Origin of the sequence: Acidovorax sp. LjRoot129, from assembly GCF_964253765.1 — a bacterium.
Classification (GTDB): domain Bacteria; phylum Pseudomonadota; class Gammaproteobacteria; order Burkholderiales; family Burkholderiaceae_C; genus Acidovorax.
The window spans coordinates 19,898-36,373 of record NZ_CAXUSE020000001.1 but is presented as its reverse complement, the minus strand read 5'-3'; the positions used below and the strand labels follow the sequence as shown (position 1 = coordinate 36,373).

At 66.2% G+C, this 16,476-nt stretch carries 16 protein-coding genes; 5 read left to right on the top strand and 11 right to left on the bottom strand.

Annotated elements, in window-relative coordinates; all coding sequences use genetic code 11:
• Positions 1 to 4 precede the first annotated feature (4 nt).
• On the top strand, positions 5 to 388 hold the full coding sequence (locus ACSQ3Q_RS00180; RefSeq protein ID WP_436132422.1) for a hypothetical protein: 384 nt from the start codon (positions 5 to 7) through the stop codon (positions 386 to 388).
• Between the two features lie 2 nt (positions 389 to 390).
• A complete protein-coding gene (locus tag ACSQ3Q_RS00175; protein ID WP_436132421.1) occupies positions 391 to 1,035 on the top strand; it encodes a M28 family peptidase in 645 nt (214 codons plus the stop codon).
• 7 nt (positions 1,036 to 1,042) lie between these two features.
• Here the strand turns inward: ACSQ3Q_RS00175 and ACSQ3Q_RS00170 are convergent, their stop codons facing one another.
• The 5 genes from ACSQ3Q_RS00170 to dinG form a co-directional block, all read right to left on the bottom strand.
• The gene (locus ACSQ3Q_RS00170) at positions 1,043 to 2,350 is read right to left on the bottom strand and encodes an extracellular catalytic domain type 1 short-chain-length polyhydroxyalkanoate depolymerase (RefSeq protein ID WP_436132420.1); all 1,308 of its coding nucleotides are present in this window, start codon (positions 2,348 to 2,350) and stop codon (positions 1,043 to 1,045) included.
• A gap of 50 nt (positions 2,351 to 2,400) precedes the next feature.
• Entirely contained in the window at positions 2,401 to 2,838 is a 438-nt protein-coding gene (locus tag ACSQ3Q_RS00165; protein WP_436132419.1) for a CopG family transcriptional regulator, read from the bottom strand.
• A 143-nt stretch (positions 2,839 to 2,981) separates the two neighbouring features.
• Positions 2,982 to 3,233 carry a hypothetical protein gene (locus ACSQ3Q_RS00160; protein ID WP_436132418.1) on the bottom strand — a complete coding sequence of 84 codons (252 nt, stop codon included), beginning with the start codon at positions 3,231 to 3,233 and terminating at the stop codon, positions 2,982 to 2,984.
• Between the two features lie 102 nt (positions 3,234 to 3,335).
• Complete coding sequence (locus ACSQ3Q_RS00155; RefSeq protein WP_436132417.1) at positions 3,336 to 3,839, bottom strand: pyridoxamine 5'-phosphate oxidase family protein; 504 nt, start codon at positions 3,837 to 3,839, stop codon at positions 3,336 to 3,338.
• 181 nt (positions 3,840 to 4,020) lie between these two features.
• Positions 4,021 to 6,213 carry an ATP-dependent DNA helicase DinG gene (gene dinG, locus ACSQ3Q_RS00150; protein ID WP_436132416.1) on the bottom strand — a complete coding sequence of 731 codons (2,193 nt, stop codon included), beginning with the start codon at positions 6,211 to 6,213 and terminating at the stop codon, positions 4,021 to 4,023.
• A 143-nt stretch (positions 6,214 to 6,356) separates the two neighbouring features.
• Here dinG and ACSQ3Q_RS00145 point away from each other — a divergent pair, with 143 nt between their 5' ends.
• The gene (locus ACSQ3Q_RS00145; RefSeq protein ID WP_436132415.1) at positions 6,357 to 6,647 is read left to right on the top strand and encodes a hypothetical protein; all 291 of its coding nucleotides are present in this window, start codon (positions 6,357 to 6,359) and stop codon (positions 6,645 to 6,647) included.
• Positions 6,648 to 7,152: 505 nt separating this feature from the next.
• Here the strand turns inward: ACSQ3Q_RS00145 and ACSQ3Q_RS00140 are convergent.
• The 5 genes from ACSQ3Q_RS00140 to ACSQ3Q_RS00120 form a co-directional block, all read right to left on the bottom strand.
• Positions 7,153 to 7,725 carry a peptidoglycan recognition protein family protein gene (locus ACSQ3Q_RS00140; RefSeq protein ID WP_436132414.1) on the bottom strand — a complete coding sequence of 191 codons (573 nt, stop codon included), beginning with the start codon at positions 7,723 to 7,725 and terminating at the stop codon, positions 7,153 to 7,155.
• Positions 7,726 to 7,903: 178 nt separating this feature from the next.
• Complete coding sequence (locus ACSQ3Q_RS00135; RefSeq protein ID WP_436132413.1) at positions 7,904 to 9,814, bottom strand: B12-binding domain-containing radical SAM protein; 1,911 nt, start codon at positions 9,812 to 9,814, stop codon at positions 7,904 to 7,906.
• A 123-nt stretch (positions 9,815 to 9,937) separates the two neighbouring features.
• The gene (locus tag ACSQ3Q_RS00130; RefSeq protein WP_436132412.1) at positions 9,938 to 10,993 is read right to left on the bottom strand and encodes a sensor domain-containing diguanylate cyclase; all 1,056 of its coding nucleotides are present in this window, start codon (positions 10,991 to 10,993) and stop codon (positions 9,938 to 9,940) included.
• A gap of 57 nt (positions 10,994 to 11,050) precedes the next feature.
• Complete coding sequence (locus ACSQ3Q_RS00125) at positions 11,051 to 11,614, bottom strand: gamma carbonic anhydrase family protein (RefSeq protein WP_436132411.1); 564 nt, start codon at positions 11,612 to 11,614, stop codon at positions 11,051 to 11,053.
• A 752-nt stretch (positions 11,615 to 12,366) separates the two neighbouring features.
• A complete protein-coding gene (locus ACSQ3Q_RS00120; RefSeq protein WP_436132410.1) occupies positions 12,367 to 12,996 on the bottom strand; it encodes a TetR/AcrR family transcriptional regulator in 630 nt (209 codons plus the stop codon).
• A 135-nt stretch (positions 12,997 to 13,131) separates the two neighbouring features.
• Between ACSQ3Q_RS00120 and ACSQ3Q_RS00115 the strand changes: the two genes are divergently transcribed.
• Positions 13,132 to 14,172, top strand: coding sequence for an MBL fold metallo-hydrolase (locus ACSQ3Q_RS00115; RefSeq protein ID WP_436136906.1), 1,041 nt, complete (start codon positions 13,132 to 13,134; stop codon positions 14,170 to 14,172).
• A gap of 220 nt (positions 14,173 to 14,392) precedes the next feature.
• Here ACSQ3Q_RS00115 and ACSQ3Q_RS00110 read toward each other — a convergent pair whose 3' ends face one another.
• On the bottom strand, positions 14,393 to 15,883 hold the full coding sequence (locus ACSQ3Q_RS00110) for a PLP-dependent aminotransferase family protein (protein ID WP_436132409.1): 1,491 nt from the start codon (positions 15,881 to 15,883) through the stop codon (positions 14,393 to 14,395).
• 100 nt (positions 15,884 to 15,983) lie between these two features.
• Between ACSQ3Q_RS00110 and ACSQ3Q_RS00105 the strand changes: the two genes are divergently transcribed.
• Entirely contained in the window at positions 15,984 to 16,475 is a 492-nt protein-coding gene (locus tag ACSQ3Q_RS00105; RefSeq protein ID WP_436132408.1) for an OsmC family protein, read from the top strand.
• Position 16,476: the final 1 nt, after the last annotated feature.

Genomic DNA, 16,476 nt, shown 5'->3' with positions numbered 1-16,476 from the left:
TTGCATGACCCTTCGACATTTCACCCTGCGCCTCGGCGCAAGCCTTCTGCGCATCTGCGGTGCGCTGGCACTGGTGGCCCTGCTGGCCCTCGTTTACACGGCGGCCATCACGCAGATGCCGTCGCGGTCGCATCGGGGGCCCCTGCCCCTGGCCAGCGCCGAACAGGCCGCGTTGGCACAGCGGCTGCGCCAGCATGTGGTGGCGGTGGCGTCTGTCGAGCACAACCTGCGCAACCGGCTGCGCTGGACGCGGCCGCCCGCTACCTGGAAGCTGAGCTTGTTTCGTACGGCTATCGGGTGGAGCGGCAGGAGTTCGAAGCCTCGCGCCAGAAAGTTCGCAACCTGTGGGTCACGCTCCCGAGCCAGCGCGCGCCAGGGCAGCGTGTGATCGTGGTGGGTGCCCACTACGACTCGGCCCACGAAACCGCGGGAGCCAATGACAACGGCACAGGCACGGCGGCGGTGCTCGAACTTGCGCGGCGCCTAAAAGATCTGGGTGACGTGGCGTCGTCGGACATCGTGTTTGCGCTGTACACGAACGAAGAGCCGCCGTACTTCAAGACCCACCTGATGGGAAGCCGCGTGCACGCCAAGGCGTTGAAGGCTGCCGGAGCGCCTGTGCAGGCCATGCTGTCGCTGGAGACCATGGGTTACTTCTCGGACGAGGCGGCCTCGCAGAAGTACCCGTGGCCGCTTAACCGCTTCTATCCCACGCAGGGAAATTTCATCGCCTTCGTGGGCACGACGACTGACTTGAGGCTGGTGCGCAGCGCGGTGAAGTCCTTCCGGTCGCATGCCCAGTTTCCCTCCGAAGGCATTGCGGCGCCGCGTTTCATCCCCGGGGTGGACTACTCGGACCACGCCGCTTTCATCGACGAAGGCTATCCCGCGCTGATGGTGACCGACACGGCGCCCTACCGCTATCCGCACTACCACACGCGCGAGGACACGCCCGACAAGGTGGACTACGACCGGCTGGCGCGGGTGGTACAGGGGCTGGAGGGAGTCATCCGCGACCTGGCCGCACAGCCCTGACGGCGCCTCACCCTGCAGACGTGCGCGGGTGCTCCAGAAAGAACCGCAGCATCTCCCCCGTCGCATCCACCCCGCGGGGATCGGTGTGGCTGCCCTGCGCGTTGCCCCCTGCCCAGGCGTGCCCCGCGCCGTGCAGCACCCAGTGCTCTGCCACCACCGCTCCCGCAGCGTGGCGGTGCACGGTGCGCGTGTAGGCCTGTCCGCTGGCCGATTGGCCCTGCTCCACCTTGGCTTGCAGCGTCGCCGGGCCGCCGACCACTGCGCTCAGGGCGGCGTGGATCACCTGCTCGCCGTTGCGCGCGCTGACCGTGGGGTCGGCGTCGCCATGGAACACGATCATCGGCATGACCGCCTGGCCCGGGGCCGCCACGGGGGTGCCGCGGGGGTTGGGCTTGGCGCCGCTTTTCATGGCCGACAGCGCCGCCATCACGTTGTGTGCGGCGCCGGCCTGCAGGCCTGAGTGCACGCCCACGGCGGCAAACACGTCGGGGTATTCGCGGCCCAGCAGTGCGGCCATGGCGCCGCCGGCCGACAGGCCCGCCACGTACACGCGCTGCGTGTCCACCGGGTGGCGCGCCATCACGTCCTGCACCATGGCCACCAGCAGCGCGGGCTCGCCGCCGCCGCGGCGCTGGTCTTCAGGACGAAACCAGTTCCAGCAGCCGTTGGGGTTGGCGCTTTGGGGCTGGGCGGGATACAGCACCAGCGCATTGGCGGGCGCGGCGGCGGCGTTCATGCCGGTGCCGGCGGCGAAGTCCGTGGGGTTCTGCGTGCAGCCGTGCAGCATCAGCACCAGCGGCATGGGGGTGCCGGACGCGGCACCCGGTGGAACGTACAGGTGGTAGTGGTGCGGGGCCTGCGACGCGCCGGGGCTAGTGAAGGCCACGCGGGTGAAGCTGCCGGGGGGCTCGGCGTGGGCTGCAGGGCCGGCGCGGGATGCCAAGCCAGGTGCAGCTGATGACGGCGCTGCGGGGCGCGACGCGGCAGGCTCGCCCTGCGCGCCAGTCTTGCTACCGTCTGTGCTGTCGTGCGCGGGGCCACCCTCGCGCTCGATGACCACCGCATCTTCCACATCCGGCGCCGCGGCGCCGCGCCAGGCCGTGCTGGTACGAAAGGTGGCGGCCGGCACGGGCGTCTGCACAGGTGTGGTGCCCACGGCCTGTCCCTCGGGCGTGCCAGCGCCCCGCGGCGTGGCAGCTGCCGTGTTGTGGCCCAGCGCCTGCTGAATCGCACGCGTCGCGTCGGCCAGATTGCCGCTGCGCACCAAATGGGTGGCTTCTCCCATCAGTTGCTTGAGTTTGTGATTCCAGTCCATGGGGTTCCTTGTGGGTTGTTGGGGGGCGGGCTGCTACTTTGAACAGGCTCTTAGTGAATCCGCCCCGCCAGGGCGGCCTTGACCGCGGCGCTGGCATGGAAGGCGCCCAGCACCGTCACCGAGGCCACCGTGGCCTGCGCGAGCGAAGCTGGCACGTCGTTGTCGATGCTGACCAGGCCCAGCACCCGGATCTCGAGCACCTGCCCCGCCGCCTGCACGGCCTCCAGGTCGGCGCGGCCAAACCGCTGCAAACCCAGCACAAGCATCTTGCGGGCCACCACCTGGCGCACGGCGTCGCCCTGGGCGGTCAGCTGGTTGCGGATGGCGGTGCGGATGAAGTCGGTGCGGTTGGCATAAAAGCCCTCGGACACCAGCAGATCGATGTGGCCCAGGTCGACAAACCCGAGGTTGATGGTGATCTTTTCCGAGTCAGGGATCTTGCCGCGCAGGGCAACCGGGGATGCGGGAGAAGCAGGTGATGGGGGCATGGATTCCTCTTTTGCGGCTGTTCGCCATCCGTATGGATGGTAATTGGATGGTTATCCGGCCGTTTCAAGAGCAATACCGCAAAAAGAAAAGAGCCCGAAGGCTCTTTCTTGGGACGTGTCAGCCGTTCCGGCAGCGGGCGGCTTCAGCCCGCACCACGGCTGCCGCCACCATTGCCACCGCCGCCCGCACCACGGCGCGACTGCACCTGGTTTCCGCTGCCCAGGTGGGCGTCGCGGTCGTGGCGGCTCTCGGGTGTGCGACGGCCCTGGTTGAGCTGGGTGGTCGGTTGGTCGCCCGTGGCGTTGTGGGCCTGTGCGACCTTGCCCGAGCCCTCGGTCTCGTTGCTGACGCCACCATCCTCACGGCGGTTTTCTTTGCTGTTGCTACTGCTCATGGAGCCTCCTGTAAAGACGATGGGAGAACGGGTGAAGAGTCGGGAAAAGCGATCAGGCGCAGCCGGCGGACGGGTGTCGCGCCGCATGCCGCACTGCGGCGATCAGGACAGCGTGAGCTCCTTGTGCTCGCCCATACCGCGGGGCTGCTCGCCGGTGACGGCCGCCTTGGCCATCTTGAACAGCTGGACCATCTTGCTTTCCTTCACGTCCCAATACTCGGCGTGGCGAATGCGCACGGCCAGCAGGGCCAGGTCCGGGTCGGTGTGGCCGCCCGGGAACCAGGCCTTGGCCATGGGCGACCACAGCGCTTCCTTTTGCGCCAGGTCGTCGATAAAACGGGCCTGCCCCGACAGCGAGACATAGCTGTCGTCGCCCGGGTCGGCGTACGACACGTTCACCTCGCCGTCGGTGAGCAGGCGCTCGTACAGCTCGCCCGATTTGGAGATGAAGAAATACAGCTCGTTGTGCTCGTCAATGCTGCGGTTTTGCGTGGTCAGCGGGTGCGCATGCAGCATGCCGGTGCTGGTGCGGTGGGTGAGCATCCCGAAGCGGATGTCCTTGATGAGTTTCCACAGGGTCTCGTGGGCGGGCGTGTTCTGGGCCATGGGCTCTCCGTGCGTCGTAAGTGGGTAAATGGGAGGAAGATTCCCGTCGTAGTCCACTCTAGGCAGAGAGTCACGCGGCCAGTGTCGGCCCTGCGCCCGCAGGTGCGTGGGTGTTTATCCGACACCCGCGCCGCGCGCGGTGTCCCGCAGTTTGCAAGCCCTGCGGCGACCCTGAACGCGGCTACAGCGGCGCCCGCTGCTCCAGCGCAAACGGCGGCAGGCCTTTGAGCAACCGCTGCCCGTAGCTGGTGCGCATCAAGCGCTTGTCGTAGCAGTACACGTGCGCCATGTCGTCCTCGGTGCGGATCGCGCGGCCCACCCATTGCGCCAGGCGGACGGCCGTGGCGGGCACCACCAGTTCGCTGAAGGGGTCGCGCCCCACGGCGCGCAGCCATTCGGCGCGCGCCTCGCCCACCGGGTCGTCGGGCGGAGCGAACGGCAGCTTGGTGATGAACACCGATTCACACAGCCGCCCGGGCAGATCCAGCCCCTCGCCGAACGACTGCATGCCAAAGATGACCGAAGGCTCGCCGTTGTCCACGCGCTCGCGGTGGCGGCGCAGCAGTTGCGTGCGCGGCAGCGCGTTTTGCACCAGCACCACGCCGCGCATGGCGGTGGGCAGTGCGTCCACAGCCTGGCGCATCTGCTCGCGCGAGGTGAACAGCACCAGCGCGCCGTATTCGACACGCGCAATGTCGTGCAGCAGCGCATCGACCATCTCGGCGGTGAACTGCGCGGCGTTCTTGGGGTCTGCGCGCGTCTCGGCGGCGATCAGCGTGCCCTGCGCGGCGTAGTTGAAGGGGCTTGGCACCTCCAGCGTGGTCGTGGACTCATCACCATGCAGCCCGGCCTCGCGCAGAAAGAAGTCGAAATTGCCGCAGCTGTTGAGCGTGGCCGATGTCAGCACGGCGCCGCGCACCGCGTTCCACAAATGGTTGCGCAGCGTGGTGCCGGGCAGGATGGGGCTGGCGTGCGCCTTGACCACGATGAAGTCGCCATCCATCTCCAGCGTGAACCACTTGGCGGCGGGCACAAAGCTGCGGTCGGCGCCCTGCGGTGCGTCCTGCAGCAGCAGTTGCGCGGTGGCGTGCAGCTCTTCAAGCCGGGGCGCGAGCATGCCAATCTGCGCGTACAGCGTGGACAGGCGCTTGGCCTCTTCCGGCTTGTCGCGCATTTCTGCCCGCAGGGCCTTGCTGATGGCGCGCAGGGCTTCGAGGAAGCCATCGGCGCTGGCGGCCAGCAGACCGAGCGGCGCAATGAGCGGCTCGGGCAACTCGCCCCGCGGCACCCGCACCCGCGCCGGGCCCCAGGTGTCCTTCTGGCTCTTGAGCGCAGCACCGTACACATCCATCACGATGCGCGCCAGGTCCTGCAGCGTCTGGCGCAACTGCGCCGCGTGGCGCGGGATGTCGGCGATCTCCTCGACCTCGAGCAGCGCGCCAATGCGCAGGCCGCGGCTCGACAGCCGGTCAATCCAGGTGATGCGCGACAGGTCCATGCTGCAGGCGAACTGGTCGAGCGCGGTGGCGGGCAGGTGGTGGGCTTCGTCCAGCACCAGGAGGCAGTTGTCGAGCTCGGGCAGGACACGTGCGCCCAGCGACGACAGCAGCAGGTCGTGGTTGGCCACGATCACCTGCGCGCCCACCAGCTCCTTGCGCTTGTCGTAGTAGGTGCACTGGCTGAAGGCCGGGCAGTGTTTGCCGGTGCACGACGCGCCCTCGGCCGCCACGGGGCTCCACACCTCGGGCTCGGGCGGCGTGTCCAGGCTGTCGCGGTCGCCATCCCACGCGCCCTTGGCCAGGGTTTGCGACATGGTCGAATAGAACTGCATGCGCGCCTCGGTCTCTTGCCGGGGCCGCTTGGCGCGGGCTGCGGCTTCTTCCTCGGCAAACAGGTCGTCTTCGTCCGCCTCTTCTGCTTCGCCGGTGCCGGCCAGCCGGTCGAGCTTGAGCTTGCACACATAACGCCCGCGCCCCTTGGCCAGCGCAAATTTGAAGGGCTGGGGCATCAGCGCGGCCAGCGCGGGCAGGTCCTTATTGACCAGCTGCTCCTGCAGCGCCACGGTGGCGGTGGAGATCAGCACCCGCGTGCCACGCGACAGCGCCAGCGCGATGGCGGGGGCGCAGTACGCCAGCGACTTGCCCACCCCCGTGCCGGCCTGGATCACCGCGATGGCGCGTGTGGGCGTGGTCGTTTCACCATCGCCGCTGTCGCCACCATCAGCGTCCACCTTGCCCAGCGTGGCCGTGCTGAATGTGAGCGCCACCTGCTCGGCCATGCGCCGCTGGCCTTGGCGGCTGCGAAATCCCGGGGTGGCCCGCACCACCGCATCGAACGATTCAAGAGCCTGCGCGGCCCATACCTGTTGAGACATACAGTAGTGTCGCATGCCGCGCCCCCGGAGCCGCCGCGCACTCGCGTCCACTGTGCGCACCCGCCTACAGCTGCCGCGCAAGCACCTGCATAGCATGGGCCATGCACCACCGGTGCCCCACATCCCCTGAATCGGAGGCCCTCATGGCCCAATCCCCCACGCAAGAAAAAGACGTCACCCCCTCCGCCCCGGTGCCCGCCCGCACCGAACGGCGCGTCAACACCACCCACCCCGCCGTGCAGCCCGGCAGCGGCCCCGAGGACCTGAACGGCCCCGAAGCCCGCCTGCCCCACGAGCGCGACCAGGCCACCGACATGACCGATGGCGAACGCCACCCGGAGATTGAGCAGGCATACAAGGACGTAGAGCGCGGACTGCAGGACACGGACCGTGGGGTGCCGGCGCACAACGCCTACCAAAAACAGAAGCAGTGAAAAGTTGCTCCTGTTTGAGAGCTGAAAGTGCCTATGTAACTTGCGCAAGCCCGATCTTGTCTAAAGAAGAGTCGGCCGTGGGTTCCGCTTGGAGCACAACTTGACGCAAGTGCGGTGCAAGGCAGCCGCAGCTATTTTGATTCGTTATTGAGCTCACACTCCTCGCAGACGACATAGCTAAAAGTTGCGCCACATTGGAGTGTGCCTACGCCCCCGGGTCGGATCGTCCAGGTGCAGCGTTGGAGCGAGTGAAGCAGGGTGCCCTGTAGGTAGCAGGGCGCAAGGTCATATTCGTCATGAACACGCCGGCTACTCACCACGGTGGCGCCGCGGAAAAACCTTTGGACATTCACTGGTTTCAAATCGACGTCTGTCCGCTGGCATGTAGCGGGCTCATCGCTCCGAAACGAGGGAATATCTATGACGGACATACTGCTATAAACATTTCTGTAAAAAATAGCCAGCAGCACTGTCAATATCCCTAGGGGCAAAATGTAGAGGCTCCTCATTTCCAAACTGCAGAAGCTGCTTCACCCCGATTCTTATACGACACCTCTGGGTGGCGGTAGACGTCGGAACTTGAAATCGAAAAGTGGGAGTAAAGCTCACCAGTCAACCACTGAACGGATGTGTTCTGTTCAGAGGTGATTTTTTCGTAGGTTTTGTCATCGATACTCCTACCTACGATTTCTATTCCAATGGAATCTCCGTTGACCGGGTAACGCAGAGGATATGATTTAGCCCGCTCGTGCGCGTCAATAGCCTTGACGTGGTTGCTGAAAGACATGGCGAGCATCTTGGCCATGGCTGCGCTATCACAAGACGGTTTGTCGATTTCTAAACATTTTGAACGGATGTGTTTTCCGACGTGATAACAGCGCATGAGCAGGCTGGCGGTTTGATAAATTTGCCCATTTTTATCAACGAGAAAATGCGCGCCGTGCTGACTGCTAATATAGCTGTTGAATGTTTGTTGCGCGGTAGATGAATCTGTCTGGTGTAAAACGAGAGCCACGACCTTGTCAAGGCGTCCGTGCTCCAGATTTAAATAGCGGCGGACAATAATCCGCCCGTCCACGCAAATTCCCTCGGATGTGATATTTAGCATGAGCGCATGCTAGAGCAAGGGCACAGCTTGCAATTGGCTTTCATGCAAGCCGATTGCAAGTTTTGTGAATGAATGTATAGCCGCGTCGCTGTGTGTTTAAAGACGCCTGAGCGAATTCATGTGCAGCGCCCACGTATCTACCGATGTGTCACCCGCGCTCGCGCAGCGCCCGCTCGATGCGGTTGCGCTGCACCGTGGTCTTGGGCACCTTGAAGGGGAACCAGCTGCGCACGTCTTCTTCGAGCCCGATGCCGTGCATGTAGTTGTAGATGGCCTTCTTGAGCGCGCCGCCCAGCGCGTCGTGGTCCACGCCCGTGGGGTCGATGAAGGCCACGTCGTTCTTGGCGAAGTCGCCCGGGGGCAACGGCGCCAGCGTCACGCCGTACTCCTCGGGGTTCTTGCCGACCGGGGAGTGCACCGTGCAGGCAAAGCGGTGGAAGAACCCGCTTTGGATGCAGCCGTTGGCGAACAGCTGGCGCACGTATTCGAGCGCGTCCACCGTGTCCTGCACGGTCTGCGTCGGAAAACCGTACATCAGGTACGCATGCACCAGGATGCCCGCGTCGGTAAACGCCCGCGTCACGCGCGCCACCTGGTCTACCGACACGCCTTTTTTCATGAGGGTGAGCAGCCGGTCCGAGGCCACTTCGAGCCCGCCCGAAATCGCGATGCAGCCGCTGTCGGCCATCAGCTCGGCCAGGTCGGGAGTGAAGGTTTTCTCAAAGCGCACATTGCCCCACCAGCTGATGCCGGCGTTGCGCGCAATCAGCTCGGTGGACAGCGCCTTGAGCGCCTTGGGCGGCGCCGCCTCGTCCACAAAGTGAAAGCCCGTCTGTCCCGTCTCGCGCACGATCTGTTCAATGCGGTCGGCCAGCACCTCGGCGCTCGCGCCTTCATAGCGGCTGATGTAGTCCAGGCTCACGTCGCAGAAGCTGCACTTCTTCCAGTAGCAGCCGTGCGCCACGGTGAGCTTGTTCCAGCGGCCATCGCTCCAGAGGCGGTGCATGGGGTTGAGCATGTCCAGCAGCGACAGGTAGCGGTCGAGTGGCAGGCCGTCCCAGGTGGGCGTGCCGACCTCGGCGAAGGCCACATCAGCTTCCATCATGTTGATGTACTGGACGGCGCCGTCATCACCGCGCACAAAGGTGCGCACCAGCCGCTGGCGGCCGCGCTGGCCCTGCAGGTGCTCCAGCAGCGCGAGCAGCGGGCGCTCGCCCGCGTCCAGCGTCACGTAGTCGACATGGTCGAACACGCGGGGGTCGGCCAGCTCGCGCAGCTCGGTGTTCACAAAACCGCCGCCCAGCACCGTGGCGATGTGCGGCCAGCGGGCCTTGATGGCCTGCGCGATGCGGAACGCCGCGTACACCGAGCCCGGGAAAGGCACCGACAGCAGCACCACCGTGGGCTGATGCCGCTCGATGGCCTCGTGCGTGAGCTGCGCCAGCAGGTCGTCCACCAGCGTGGGCGGTGCGGCCAGCGCCGTGGCCAGCGGGTCGAATGTGGGCTGGCTGCCCGCCAGCGATTCGGCATAGCGAACGAACTCGAAGCGCTCATCCACCGCATCGCGCAGCACGTCGGCCAGGTCGTTCAGGTACAGCGTGGCGATGTGCTTGGCCTTGTCGTGCAGGCCCAGGGCACCAAACGCCCAGCCCAGCGGGTCGCCGCCCTCGTCGTCCACGTACACGTCCAGCGTGGCGAATCGCGGCCCTTCGGGCAGGTAATGCCGCCCGGCAATGCGGTGCGCCAGAGTGCTGTCGCGGCCCTGCAAAAAGGCAATGGCCGGCCCAATGGTGGACAGGTACCGATCCTGCTGCGCGGCAAACGACTGCACGGCGGGGCTTTGCTTTTTGGTGGGCAGTGCGTCCACCTTTGCAGCCACGGCCTTCAGGCCCTCGGGCGACAGCAGCCGCAGCACCAGCGCCAGCGCCAGGTCCTCTTGGAACGCGGTGACACCGCGCGAGCGCAGAAAGCCCGTGAGGTAAGCGGTGGACGGATAGGGCGTGTTCAGCTGCGTCATCGGCGGGATGACAGCGAGCACGCGGCACGGAGAAGAAGCCATGGGAACCTGGGGGTGGTGAACGCCGATTATCCCGGCACCACGGTGCGGGCGGCCCTCCGTGGGGTTGCTGCAGCGTCATTGCGGCCGCAGCAGCCGCCCCGCCAGCGCGGCCTGCCGCAGCACTCAGGAGTGCGCTGCGACCCCCGTGCGCGCCTGCTCCAGGGCCTCGTTGGCATGGCGGCGCGCCAGCTTGACACGGTACATCGTCTGGTCGGCCACGCGCAGCGCGTCCGCGATCTGGTGGGGCTGGTCGGGTGGAATGGTGACCACGCCCACGCTGGCACCGGCGTAATCGAACGCGGCGCCTGGCAGCTCGAAGTGACCTTGCAGGGCGTGCGTGATGCGCGCACACAGCGCGTCCTGCGCCGCGCGGGCGGCGTCGCCCGTGTGCGGGCTCAGGCTGACCACCACGAACTCGTCGCCGCCCAGGCGCGCGGCCATGTCTTCGGCGCGCAGCACACCCTGCAGGCGCTGCGCGATCGCCACCAAAAACTGGTCGCCGACGTCGTGTCCGTGGGTGTCGTTGACGGCCTTGAAACCGTCGAGATCAATGAAGGCGATCTGCACCCCCATCTGCTGGCGCGGGCCCTGCGCCAGCAGGCGCTCCAGCGCCTCCATCAGCGCGCGGCGATTGGGCAGCCCGGTGAGCTGGTCGGTGGCGGCCGCGGCAGCCAGTTGTTCATTGGCGGACAGCAGCTTCTGGATGAGCTGCTCGCGCTCGACCTGCTGGCCGATCAGGTAGGCAAACAGCGTGAGGATGCGCTCGGCCTGGGGCGTGCGCGGGCGGCTGTGGGTGCTGGCAGCGCACAGAGTGCCGTACAGCGCGCCGTTGCCCATGCGCACGGGCTTGCTCACATAGGTGCGGATGCCCAGTTCGCGCGCAGCCTGCGAATCGCCCCAGCAGGCGGGCACATCGTCAGTAAAGGTGCGGCCTTCTTCGAGCGCGCGTTTGCACAGCGTGTCGTTCCAGGGCACCGTCAGCCCCTCGGGCATCTGCATCGCGCTGGAGTTGCGCGCATACAGCACGTGCTGTACGCCCTTGGCCTCGTCAATGGAGGTGAGGTAGGTGGATTCGAGCCCTGTCACGGCCTCCAGCATCTCCAGAAGCGGCCGGGTGAGCTCCTCCACGGTCTGTGCTGCAGAGACCGACTCGGACAGTTGCTCAAGAAGTTCGCTCATACGCCCAAAATTATGGTTTGCGGCCAGCTCGGCGGCCAGGGAACTAACCCGCGGAGGTCAGACCACCGGGGCGGGCGCCAGTACCGGTGCGGGTGCACCTTGGTAGTTGTTCTTCACCCGCACATAGTGCTCGGCCGAGTACTTCAGGTAGGCGATCTCGGCATCGGTCAGTGCACGCTGGCGCACCGCCGGGCGGCCGATGTACAGGTAGCCGCTCTCCAGCACCTTGCCCGGCGAGACCAGGCTGCCGGCGCCCAGCATCACGCGGTCGCCCACCACCGCGTCGTCCATCACGATCGAGCCCATGCCAATGAGGCATTCGTCGCCGATGCGGCAGCCGTGCAGGATCACCGAATGCCCGATCGTCACGTGGCTGCCGATGAGCAGCGGTGAGCCGTCGGGCTTGGCTGGATTGCGGTGCGACACGTGGCCCATGGTCAGGTCCTGCACGTTGCTGCACTCGCCCACCACGATGCGGTTCACATCGCCGCGCAGCACCGCGTTGCACCACACCGAGCTGTCGCGGCCCAGGGTGACGTCGCCGATCACCTGGGCGGAGTCGTGGACAAAAACACCGGCGCTGAGCACGGGGCGGGTGTCGAGGTAGGGGTTGAGGGGCATAGCGATTGCAATGTTGTGGGTGGTTTTCGGCATCATGCAGGCTGGCATTCTTGCCACGACATCGATCTTCACATGGCTTCTCTTTCGCCTAAGCACTTGCGCGATTTATTGCCCTTCGCTGGTACTCATGCATTCGTCTCCCTGGGACTTAGTGCCCTCTGGGTATGGTGCATTTTCGCGATGGCCTGCAAGGAGACGCCTCGGTATGAACAGGTTGCTGTGTTGGCTGCTTCAGTTACGACAGCGATTTGGGTTGCCTATTTTGCGACGCGAAACCTGAAAGGCTGGCGTAGGCTGGGGTGGAGTTTTGCCAGAGTCCTCTATGACATGCTGTTCCTGATGGCGGTGCTGCTAGCCGCCAGCATCCTTACACCCCGCCTATCAGTGCTACTCCGACAGATCCAAGGCAGCCGAGCTTGTCTTGAGCGCATCCCGGTACAAAGAGGTCATTGCTGTTCGCGCTGTTGCGCAACAGTCTCTTGCGGGCTCTGGAACGGGTCTTTCAATTGAACCGCTGGGGCGGCTGCGCGGCGGGGCCATTTCAAGCGACGGCGTGATTTCCGTTTATTCAGACGAGCCCCATGCGCTGGTGGAGTTGACTCCTACCTGGGATGGCACGGCTGTTGAATGGTCCTGCGCAGGTTTTCCACTGCACCACATGCCCCTTTCTTGCAGGAAACTGCCTCGATTGGGAAAGTGACGCTGTCAAAGCTGAATCAAATCGTCTTGTCGATGGCGTTGACAGTACTCAGTCAGGATGCATAAAAGCCCAAAAACATATCCACCGCATCCGACAGCACCTGCTGCTGCTCTGCCGCCGTGAGCGGCGCGCGGCCCATGGCCAGCTGGGGCCAAAAGGCAAAGGCCTTGACCATGCCGTGCAGCTGGTGGGCGGCGTACTGTGGGTCTACGCCGCTGCGCAGGGCGCCGTCCTGCTGCGCCGCGCGAATCCAGCGCGGCAGGCCCTCTTCCTTTTCGGACAGCCGCGCCACCATGGCCCGGGCGCGCTCGGGCGTGTGCATCATCTCGGCCATCGCCACGCGCGAGAGGTCGATAAAACTCGCGTCGTTGAGCAGCTCCATCTTTTGCTCCAGCACCGCCAGCAGTTGTGCGCGCAGCGGCTGCTGTGTGTCGTACGCCACCTCGGCCTGCGCCTGGCTGCATTCCCACAGCCGCTCCAGGATCGCGCCGAAGAGCTCGTCCTTGCTGGGGAAGTGGTTGTACACGGTGCGTTTGGAGACTTCGGCCGCGGCAGCCACGCGGTCCATGCTGGTACCGCCAAACCCATGCTCGCGGAACTCGGCGATGGCGGCCTGCACGATGGCATCGCGTTTGCGGTCGGTCAGGCGGGTGGTCGGGATCACGGTGGCGGGCTCGGTCATAGGCTCAATTTTACACTGGGGAGTTTACTTTTTAGAAAAGTGAACTACACTGTACAGTGCACTTTTCGGAAAAAGGCATCCACCATGCTCCGCCGCACCTCGCGCATCCTCCTCATCCTCACCGTTGTCACTGCCATGGCCTACAGCATCCTTTCCTGCACTTCCCTGCCGGCAAACACGTACGAGCAGTCGCCTCAGCAGGCGGGCGGCAAGTTCCGCAACGCCGCGCCGCGCGAGGCGCCGGGTTTTGCCAAGACCATGGCCATCATGTGGCGCTTCATGACCGACAAGCCCGCCGACGCGGTGCCCGCCCAGCCGCCCCAAGTGCTGCCGCTCACGCAGGCCGACTTGCTCAAGGCACCCGACCTGAGCCTGTGGCGCCTGGGGCACTCGACCATGCTGCTCAAGCTGCAGGGCCAGTTCTGGCTGACCGACCCGGTGTTCTCCGAACGCGCCTCGCCGTTTTCCTTCATGGGCCCCAAGCGCTTTCATGCGCCGCCCATTGCCATCGACGAGCTGCCGCCCATCACCGGCGTGGTGCTGTCGCACGACCACTACGATCATCTGGACCACGCGGCCATCCTGCAGCTGGCCCCCAAGGTCGCGCACTTCGTCACGCCGCTGGGCGTGGGTGACCGCCTTATCGCCTGGGGCGTGCCTGCCGCCAAGGTGCAGCAGTTCGACTGGTGGCAGGGCACCACGATTGCCGGCGTGAAGCTGGTGGCCACGCCCGCGCAACACTTCTCGGGCCGCACGTTGTCGGACGGCAACCTCACGCTGTGGGCGTCGTGGATGATCCAGGCAGGCGAAGGTGCGGACGCGACGCGCATCTTCTTCAGCGGCGACACGGGCTACTTCGACGGCTTCAAGGCCATCGGCGAGCGCTTTGGCCCGTTCGACCTGGCGATGATTGAAACCGGCGCCTACGACGCCCAGTGGCCCGACGTTCACATGCAGCCTGAGGAAAGCCTGCAGGCCCACCTGGACGTCAAAGGCCGCCACCTCATGCCCATCCACAACGGCACGTTTGACCTGGCGCTGCATGCGTGGACCGACCCGTTCGACCGCATCACCGCCCTGGCTGAAAAAGCCGGCGTGCCACTGGTCGCGCCGGTGATGGGCGAGCGGCTCGATATCCGCCAGCCGGCGTTGTCGAAGCAGTGGTGGAAGAGGTAGGGTGGCATCCCCCTGAGTCGCCTTCGGCGCCTCGGTGCGGCCGCCAGAGGCGGCGGCTCTTCGGGCATGTCCAAGCCTGCGCAGGCAGGCTCGTAGCCGCAGCCCTCAGCCCCTTATCTCGAATTGCTGCGCAATTCGGGAAGGGGGACACTGCCAGCGCACGCCAGCGCAGCGCCGCACCCGCGGCTTGGCGGCCCTTGCGCGGCGGTCGCTGGCCTGGTCAGCGCCAGTTGCTGCGGCTGGTGGAAGCGAATAGGCCCACCACCCGCGCAGCCGCCACGATCTCCGGCTTGCTGTAACCCGCGTACCCGAACAGCCAGCCGCGTCGTGGTGACTCCATGGCGTAGCGCGAAAGCGGCGCGAGCATCACCCCCGCGGTAAGTGCCCGACGGCTCAGGGTTTCGTCGTCGCTGCCGGGCGCGTCCTCGCACAACAAATGCATGCCGCGGTCGCTGGGTGCAAGCTGCAGCGCCCCGCCGCTCGCCTCCACTAGCGCGTCGATCAGGATCTGCTGGCGCTGCAGGTACAGCTCGCGCATCTGCCGCAGGTGGCGCAGCAAGTGCCCTTCGGCGATGAAGCGCGCGAGCACAGCCTGGGTGTCGCCGGGCGCATGCCGGTCGGTGATGGCGCGGGCCATGGCAAAGGCCTCGACCAGCGCGGGCGGCACCACCACAAAGCCCAGGCGCAGGCCGGGGTGCAGCGTCTTGGAGAACGTGCCCACGTACAGCACGCGCTCGGACCCCGGCAGGCTGCACAGCGCGGGCACGCGCTGCGCCGCATTGCCATACTGGAATTCGCCGTCGTAATCGTCCTCCACCACCCAGGCGTCGTGCGTGCGTGCCCATTGCAGCAGCGCCTGCCGCCGCGCCAGGCCCATGCACACGCCGGTAGGGAACTGGTGCGTGGGCGTGACCACCGCCATGCGCGCGCCAGGCCATTGGGTGGCGCCCTCGTCGATGCGCAGGCCCTGCGCATCCAGCGCCACGGGCCGCGCCAACACGCCGTGGCCCAGCAGGCTGGCGCGGATACCCGGGTAGCCCGGGTCTTCCACCAGCACCTCGTCGCCCGCGTCCAGCAGCAGCCGCGCGATCAGGTCGATGCCCTGCTGCGAGCCCGAGCACACCACCACCTGCGCGGCATCGCATCGGATGCCGCGCGAAGCCCACAGCCACAGCGCAATCGCCTGGCGCAACGCCGGGTCGCCCGCAGGGTCCAGGTACTGCGCGCGGGCGCTGCGTTGGGCGGGGCTGGCCTGGCGCGCGAGGCGATCCCACAAGGCGAACGGAAAAGTGTCCACCTCAGGCGCGCCAATGCGGAACGCCCGCGCCGCCACATGCGGCGGCCGCCAGCGCGCCGCCGTCTCGGCAATGAGCTGCCCGCGCCGCGACAGCCCGCGCGGCGGCGCCACCAGCCCCTGCGCAGGCGCCACACCCGCGGCCTGCGACACATACGTGCCATCACCCACATGCGCTTCCACATACCCCTCGGCCTGCAGGCGCTGCACGGCCCACAGCACGGTGTTGCGCGACACGCCCAGGCTGGCCGCATGCTCGCGCGATGGGGGCAGGCGCGTGCCCGCCGGCAGCCGGCCCTGTTCGATGGCGCTGCGCAGCTGCTCGTACACCTGCTGGCGCAGCAGGCCCAGGCGGGCGCTGGGAGCAGCCACCGCAGTGGCAGCAGTGGTCTTCGGATTGGCTCTGGCAACTGGCATGAATTGGCCCCCTGGTTGTGGCAATGCCGCCATAAACTGAAGAACCATTTTAGAAACACACGGGCCGCCGAAGGCCCGGTCCTTCGAAGGAACCCCCCCCATGGCCGAGCACACCGCCATCATCTCCTGGTCCCGTGGCAGCGACGACTTTCTGGACAAGCGCTACCACCGCGCGCACACGTGGCAGTTCGATGGCGGCGCCGTGGTGGCCGGGTCGTCATCGCCCCACGTGGTGCCACAGCCCTACTCCGATGCGGCCGCCGTGGACCCTGAAGAAGCCTACGTGGCCGCGCTGTCCAGCTGCCACATGCTGTGGTTCCTCGACCTGACCTGCCGCGCTGGCTGGCGCGTGAACAGCTACACCGATGCCGCCGTGGGAACCATGGCCAAGGATGAACAGGGCCGGCTCGTCGTCTCGCACGTGCAGCTGCGGCCTGTCACGCGTTTTGATGCCGCGCACGCGCCCAGCAGCGAGGTGCTGGCCGACCTGCACCACCGCGCCCACGAGGCGTGTTTTCTGGCCAACTCGGTCAAGACGCAGATCGACTGCGCGCCGGTGCTGCAAATCGAAGCTGCAGTGGAAGGGGGCTGAC